Raw genomic sequence first — 2,453 nt, forward strand, 5'->3', positions numbered from 1 at the left:
AATACAACACGAATTCACTCACATTGTGAATATGAATCTCCACAAAATTTTGAAAAACAATATTTGAAACATAAACATTAAAAAAACAGATATTTAAGTTGTCTTAAATCTTGACATAGTACCAATACATTAAAAAGACAATAATCTGTACTTCAAACCCTAATTCTTTCAAAGCTTCTGCAAATGCTATACTAGAAATAGAATTAATAAAATCTTCTAAACTAGATGAATCATTTAATGAAAACACTTCAGACTGCTGTGCTTTCGAAATTATTTTTTCACTATCAAAATCTATTTTCTCTTCATATCTTCGATTTGAATTAAATTGCTTCCGATCAAAGTCTCTCATTATTTTGACTTTTTCCTTCGGCATGCCATTCATGATCATAAACTTTTCATCTTTTTGCTTCCATTTTACATATTCATTCTCAGCTCGTCGATGGTTATATGGTTTAGCCATTTTCGTCTCTCCTTAACATATTTCTACGTTTAAAAAGGGATTCCCCTTCATAAAAGAGCCGACGAAAATAGCTAAAAATTGCATTAAAATAATTTTTTTACAATTTCCCTTTCTTCTAATTGAATAGAAAAAAACAAATATTTTATCTAAATTAAAAAATCTGTTTTAGTCTTTAATTATTAATATTTAGAAGAGGAACGGCGAATCATGAATTTTAACCATAATAGTTATTAAAACACATCACACTTAATTTAAATTTAAAAAATTTTAATGCTTTTATTTCTTTAATTTACTTAGTTTTACACAAAATCAAAAAGTTGCTTTTTATATAAATTGCAACTTTTTTTTGATTATTTATTACGACGTTTTGTTTCAGTAAGAACAATACCAGCTAATGCTAATCCAGCAGTTGCGATAGAAGCTTCTACATTTGTAGATACCCCTGTATTCACAGAGTTTGTCTTTTCTGTTGTTTGTACAGGATTTGTTTTAGCTTCATCTTTTTTTACAGGAGAAGTCTGCTTGCTTTGTTCGGCTAAGAATGCATTCAATTGACGAACAACTTCGTTGTAATCAGATTCGGCCTTCAACAATTCTTCTTTTGCATCTAAATACAAGTTGTATTTTTCAACATAGTTGTTTTTAGCTTCTTCTAAGGATTTTTGAGCTACATTTCGTTCATCAACTGCAGCTCCAAGTTGAGATAAGAATGCACGAAGTTTTTCATTTTCAACAGAAGTCAAGTCAGCTTTAGAGCCTTGAGTCATTACATCATTCAATACAGTTCGAGCTTGTTCAAATGGTAATGCATCAGATTTCTTTTCTGTTAAAGTTTCGTTCAACACTTTGATTTGTTCTTTCAAAGAGTCGATTTTTTCATTTGTCGATTCTTTTACAGCTTTCAAAGTATCGATTTGAGCACCGATAATTTTAACATCAGCTTGAGCTTTTTTTACAGCTTCTGCATTTGTGTTGTAGTTATCTACAGCCTTTTGTGCTTTATCTGTTGCTTCCGATTTAGCTTCGAAATCAGCGGTAGCTTTTTCGAGTTCTTCATGAGCTTTATCTGCTTTGATTTGAGCTTCATCACGAGCAGCTTCAGCTTTTGCAGCATCTTCATTTGCTTTTTCGAAAGCCTTTTTAGCTTCGGTTTCTACATTATTAGCTGTTTTCAGGTTTTCTTTAGCAGCCTGTAATTCTTTGCGAGCCTTTGCTTTATTTGTATCCCAGTTTGCAATATCGTCACTTAATGTGTCGATTCGAACTTGAATACTATTCACATTGGCTTTTGCATCTGCAAGATTCTTTTCAACTTCAGCTTTTGTATTTTCTTTAGCTTCTACACCCGATTCAGCCTCAGACAACGCCTGTTCAGCATTTGTTACATTCGCCTTTTTCTGGTCGACTGCGTTTTCCGCATTTTGAACAGCATTCTTAGCTTCTGTAACAGTATTATTCATCACTGTTGCATTTGCTTCTAAGGTTGCTTTTGCATTGTTTACCTGAGTAAGTTTGTTTTGTAATCCGGTTAAAGCGTCCTTTTTAGATTTTAACAATGCTTCTGCATTTTTTAATGCAGTGTCGTCTTTTGTAGTAGTTCCATTTGCATTGTTTACAGCATCTTTCAACGCTTTATGCTGAGCATCTACAGATTTTAAATTGTTGTAATAGTTATCGAAAGATGTTTCAAATTCATCGACAGACATCACAACATCGTTCTCCTCGAAATATCCGAATTCCTGAGCGTAGACGCCGTTTACTTTTTGTAATGCAAAGCCAGTTGTTTCATCATCTGGATTCACGATATTCAAATAGTGCCCTACTTCAGAGAATTTGTGATTTCCAGCTTCGTACTGTTTCTTTTCGTAGTTGGTACTATGTCAAGATTTAAGACAACTTAAATATCTGTTTTTTTAATGTTTATGTTTCAAATATTGTTTTTCAAAATTTTGTGGAGATTCATATTCACAATGTGAGTGAATTCGTGTTGTAT

General features: G+C 32.3%; 2 protein-coding genes. Both read right to left on the bottom strand.

Going from position 1 to position 2,453, the window contains the following annotated elements:
- Positions 1-103: 103 nt before the first annotated feature.
- The gene (locus tag FYJ55_RS10485) at positions 104-460 is read right to left on the bottom strand and encodes a hypothetical protein (protein ID WP_154556776.1); all 357 of its coding nucleotides are present in this window, start codon (positions 458-460) and stop codon (positions 104-106) included.
- 350 nt (positions 461-810) lie between these two features.
- The gene (locus tag FYJ55_RS10490; protein WP_154556777.1) at positions 811-2,271 is read right to left on the bottom strand and encodes a coiled-coil domain-containing protein; all 1,461 of its coding nucleotides are present in this window, start codon (positions 2,269-2,271) and stop codon (positions 811-813) included.
- Between the last annotated feature and the right edge of the window lie 182 nt (positions 2,272-2,453).

It is taken from the genome of Holdemanella porci, assembly GCF_009696075.1.
Taxonomy (GTDB): domain Bacteria; phylum Bacillota_I; class Bacilli_A; order Erysipelotrichales; family Erysipelotrichaceae; genus Holdemanella; species Holdemanella porci.

Excerpts from the sequence above, each read along its gene's own strand:
- FYJ55_RS10485 (WP_154556776.1), bottom strand. The coding sequence starts at position 460 with ATGGCTAAACCATATAACCATCGACGAGCTGAGAATGAATATGTAAAA.